This is a genomic window from Chitinophagaceae bacterium (genome assembly GCA_007695095.1).
Classification (GTDB): domain Bacteria; phylum Bacteroidota; class Bacteroidia; order Chitinophagales; family REEL01; genus REEL01.
The window spans coordinates 1-4,656 of the sequence record REEL01000030.1; the positions used below are offsets into that span (position 1 = coordinate 1).

Sequence of the window (4,656 nt, forward strand, 5' to 3'; positions counted from 1 at the left end):
TTTTAATTTCAAATAATAATTTTTAAATATCGAATTCCCAGTCATTATTTCTTTTGCTATTATTTTTTTGAATTTGCCGTTCAATAATAATTCTTGCTAAAGTGCCGAAAGCCTTTTTCTCATCAATATTTTGAAGTGCTTCCATTGATTTTGATTCGTCCACATCTATTCTGTACAAAATATTAAAAAAGGTATTTCTATCTTTAAAATAAATCTCTTTCAATTTTTCAGCTAAGATTAATTCAATATCTAAAAAATCAGCTTCTTTATTTTCAAGCTTTGAAAAATTGTCAACAAGATCAAATATTTCTTTTGAATTCATGTGTAAAATTTATTAACAAATAATTAATTAACGAAATTTTTCTTCTTTACTTAAATTAAAGAGAGCAAAATCATATTTTACAGGATCTGTTTTATCGTATTTAACAAGATTAGCTGTGAGTTCTTTCACTGTCTTCCAGTCACTTTGTTTACGACTAATAAGAGATAATCGTCTGGCTGCAAATTCTACATGTACATCCAAAGGACAAAAAAGTGCTGAAGAAGATATTTGATTCCAAATTCCAAAGTCAACTTCGTTATTGTCTTTACGAACCATCCAACGCAAAAACATTAAAATTCTTTTACAGCGACTATTTTTATCCGGAGTTGATATGTGTTTCCCATTTCTTTTCATGAAATAAGATTTAGAAATTATGTCATTATAAAAATCAATTAATCCTTGTTCCATTTGATAGTGGTTCTCAATGCTTATTCCTTTTGTGAACTTTTGCTCAAGTGTACCTTTGGTATTATACAATTCCTGGAAATAATTTAAAAAAAATAATGCGTCATCTGCATTGAATGTTCTGTGTTTAAAAGTCAGAAAAGGTTTTAAATCAATTTCAGAAAAATTCTTTATGAAATCACAAGGAGCATTATCCATCATTTTCAAAAATTCATTAGATTTATTTATGATGGTTTTCCTATTGCCCCATGAAAAAATAGCGGCAAAAAAACCTGATATTTCAATATCCTCCCTGGCTACAAATTTATGTGGGATCTGTATAGGGTCATTTTCAATAAATGCATGGTTGTTATATAATTCAGTTTTAGAATCTAGTAAATTCTTTACATCTTCAAAATTCATTTCGGTCTTTGTAGCGATTTTTTAAGTATTTTCGTCCAATTAGTACAAAAATAAAACGTTTTCTTTGTTGGAAATAAAAATTCATTTATTTGCAGAGAGTTAAAGGTAATGTAAAGTTTAGCATGCATACTTAAAGGCAATAAAAATAACGCAATTTTGACCAAATGAAAAGTTAATTTTAAAAATATTATTGAACATAAAGACCTTGTAAAATGAAAAAATATTTGCTTCTACTACCCTTTGTATTCAGTTGTTTAATAGCCTCAGGACTTGAAAACGAAAAACTTTATACAAATTTACAAGATGCAGCAAGAGACGCTAAATCAGTTAAACGATTACAGCTTTCACACCAAAAATATAACCGATTGCCTCAGGAAATCTTTAGAATGGAAAACCTTGAGGAATTGATTTTTTTCAAAACTGAAATTCAGCAATTAAGAGATGGAATTGACAGCTTAAGCCTATTGCCAAACCTAAAAAGATTACATCTGGTATGGGGCAGGTATCAGGTAATACCTGAAAATATTGAAAATTTACAGCAGCTGGAGTTTTTGAGCTTTAGATATAATCCTTTGATATCATTACCACCTGAATTAGGAAACTTAAAGAATTTAAAAGAGATAGATTTAAGTAATAATCCCAGATTAATAATGGAAAGTACTTTTAAAATTCTTTCTGAATTACCTGAATTAGAAAAGATAAACTTAGCTTATTGCCAATTATTTGAATTACCTTCTGAATTTGGAGGTCTCCGTTCTTTAAGAGATGTAAACCTAACCGGCAATGTGCTGGTAAATTTACCTGCTGAGGTTAATCAAATCCATTCTTTAGAAACTTTAATCCTCGACAGAAATCCACGTCTTAATCTGGAGCGCCTTTTAAATACTTTGGTAAATATAAATACTCTTGAAAACCTTTCAATAGCTCAATCAAACATAGAAATTTTACCAAGAAACCTGAAAAACCTTTCAATGCTGAAGTCTTTAAATCTGAATGGAAACAGAATAAGTCAGATTCCCCAATCAATAAGTTATTTAAAAAATCTGGAGCACTTGGATTTGGGTTATTTATTTCTGGGTAAAAACATGAATCAAATCACATCCTTACCAAATGGATTTTCAGAACTAACAAATTTAAAAACTCTGGATTTAAGTGGTAATGTTATTTCAAATTTTAGAAATACATTGAGAAACATGCGTCACCTGGAGGTGCTGGATTTAAGTTGGAATCATCTAGAAAACTTACCCGACTTTTCAGGTGCTAAAGAAACTTTGAGAGAATTATACCTGAACAATAATAGAATCAGTATGCTTCCGGAATGGATTGGCGATTTTGAAAATTTGGAAATTTTAAATGCAAGAGCAGATTTTTTTACACTGCATACGCACAAAATGTCTGCACTGCCAAACTCAATTGCTCAGCTAAAAAACTTAAGAGAATTGTATTTAAGCGATCAGGTCATAGAGCAGTTACCTACCGGTTTTAATAGCTTGCAGAATCTGGAAGTATTAGACCTCAGAGGCAATTTACTGGGAAGTTTACCGGAAAATTTTGGAGATTTGAATAATCTAACTTACCTAAACCTGAAAGCAAATGAAATTAGACAGATACCACAATCCTTTACCCAAATAAGCAATCTTGAATTTTTAGATTTAAGTTTTAATACCGGTCTAAACCTTAATAATCAATTGCAATTATTAAAACCGATGAAAAACTTAAAAGAATTAGACATTAGTTTCAATAACACAGAAGAAATGCATGTTAATGCTTTGAAAAAAGAACTTCCGGCTACTGTAATACGCCATAGGGAATTCCCAAGATTAGTCCCCGGAAGATTAAGGTATTGATTAAAAGCTGTTCTATTTCGAATAAATCATAAAGTTATAGCCAAGAAAATGCCTGAATATAGCTTAGTAGGGAAAATCGGACACTTACAAAACCCGGAAAAATGTGGTAATACAAACTACATAAGCTAACGCTGAAATTCTACTTTTTAAAAGCTTCTTTTAAGCTTCGCTTAAAGCAAAAAGGGTTGGCTCAAAACTGAGCCAACCCTTTTTATTTTTACAATTATGAAATCTATTATTTAAGAATTACTTTATCATGGTATACTGAAGCGTTATCTTCAATTACTTTAATAAAGTAAACACCACTAGCTAATTCTGATAAATCAATTTCAGTAATAGTGTTTACAATCCTTCCCGACAAATCACTAATCGATCTGCCTAAAGCATCGTGAACGTAGTAGTATAATTCTTCACTATCTAAATTTGATACTTCCAAATATACTTTATCAGCAGTTGGATTCGGATATGAATTGATTCCATATCTGTTTTCATCAACACCGGCTATTCCGATACACTGATCTACCTGAACATTAATTTGATCAGTTGATTCACAACCTTCAGGTGTGGTAATCGTCAGATTGTAGGTAAATGTACCCAGACCCAGAATTTCTCCATCTACTGTTATAGTTCTGTTTGAACTTAACTGTTGACCGGTCCATTGATACGTTACACCATCAAAGCCGGCGTCCAAGATTATCGATTCATCTAAACAAATCAGTGTATCAGGTCCTAAGTCAGCAATTGGCGTATCATATATCTCAACCATACCGCTATCTATAGCATTACATCCTTCATTATTTATAACTTCAATCTCATAGTTATATACTCCGGCAGCTAAATCACCGGCAGCGAAGCTAATTTCCTGATCCGTTGATGTAATATCTCCGGTCCAGTTATAAGAGGCTAAGCCCGAAGCTGCTGACAATACAAATGATTCGTTTTCACAAGCTGTCACAAATGGATCTATGCCTGTAGCCGGAACAGGTATTGAACTAATAGTAACGGTATCTACTGCAGAACATCCAATTGCATCAGTGACTATAACCGAATAAGTATTATCCAAATCATCAGCCACTATTGTACTCGTTGTTTCACCGGTTGACCATAAGATATCTAAAGTATCATTTCCGGCATCAAGTAATACAATTTCATCTAAACAAACATCCTGATCGGGTCCCAAATCAACTACAGGGATTTCATTTACACCTACTGTTACTGAAACGGTATCACTTGTACAACCGGCTCCAAGAGCATCTGTTATATACAAGCTATAAGTCGTTTCTTCAGTTGGATTTGCGGTAGTAACGATTGAATCCGGATTATTGACCAATGTTGGATCAAACCAATTAAGTGTAAATGGTGCATCTAAATTAGGACCTATTACTATAGATGCATCAATATCTAAAATCACATCCTCCCCACTACAAATTGCCGATTCTGACGCAGTAAGTGATACAGTAGGTTCCTGTAATATAGTTACTGAGAAAGTTTTAGGTACTGCATTACATCCTGTGTTCGGATCTGTTGCAGAAACAGTTATATTATGTTGTCCACTGGTAGATGTTAACTGAACAGAATCACCGGTGGCCGCTGATACTGAATTTATAGGTGCCCAGGAGAAAACATAATCAGGGTTCGGGCTACTAACTTGTAACCAGGGCTGATCACTTCCTGCGCATA

General features: G+C 32.7%; 4 protein-coding genes. 1 reads left to right on the forward strand and 3 read right to left on the reverse strand.

Going from position 1 to position 4,656, the window contains the following annotated elements:
* Positions 1 to 22: 22 nt before the first annotated feature.
* Both EA412_00560 and EA412_00565 read right to left on the reverse strand, forming a co-directional pair.
* The gene (locus tag EA412_00560) at positions 23 to 322 is read right to left on the reverse strand and encodes a hypothetical protein (GenBank protein TVR84030.1); all 300 of its coding nucleotides are present in this window, start codon (positions 320 to 322) and stop codon (positions 23 to 25) included.
* Between the two features lie 27 nt (positions 323 to 349).
* Positions 350 to 1,129 (reverse strand): TIGR02757 family protein, encoded by a 780-nt coding sequence (locus tag EA412_00565; GenBank protein ID TVR84031.1) that lies wholly within the window; start codon positions 1,127 to 1,129, stop codon positions 350 to 352.
* A gap of 212 nt (positions 1,130 to 1,341) precedes the next feature.
* Between EA412_00565 and EA412_00570 the strand changes: the two genes are divergently transcribed.
* A complete protein-coding gene (locus tag EA412_00570) occupies positions 1,342 to 2,976 on the forward strand; it encodes a hypothetical protein (protein ID TVR84032.1) in 1,635 nt (544 codons plus the stop codon).
* A 235-nt stretch (positions 2,977 to 3,211) separates the two neighbouring features.
* Here the strand turns inward: EA412_00570 and EA412_00575 are convergent.
* Positions 3,212 to 4,656 (reverse strand): T9SS C-terminal target domain-containing protein (locus tag EA412_00575; protein ID TVR84033.1); only part of this gene is annotated, 1,445 nt, incomplete at its 5' end.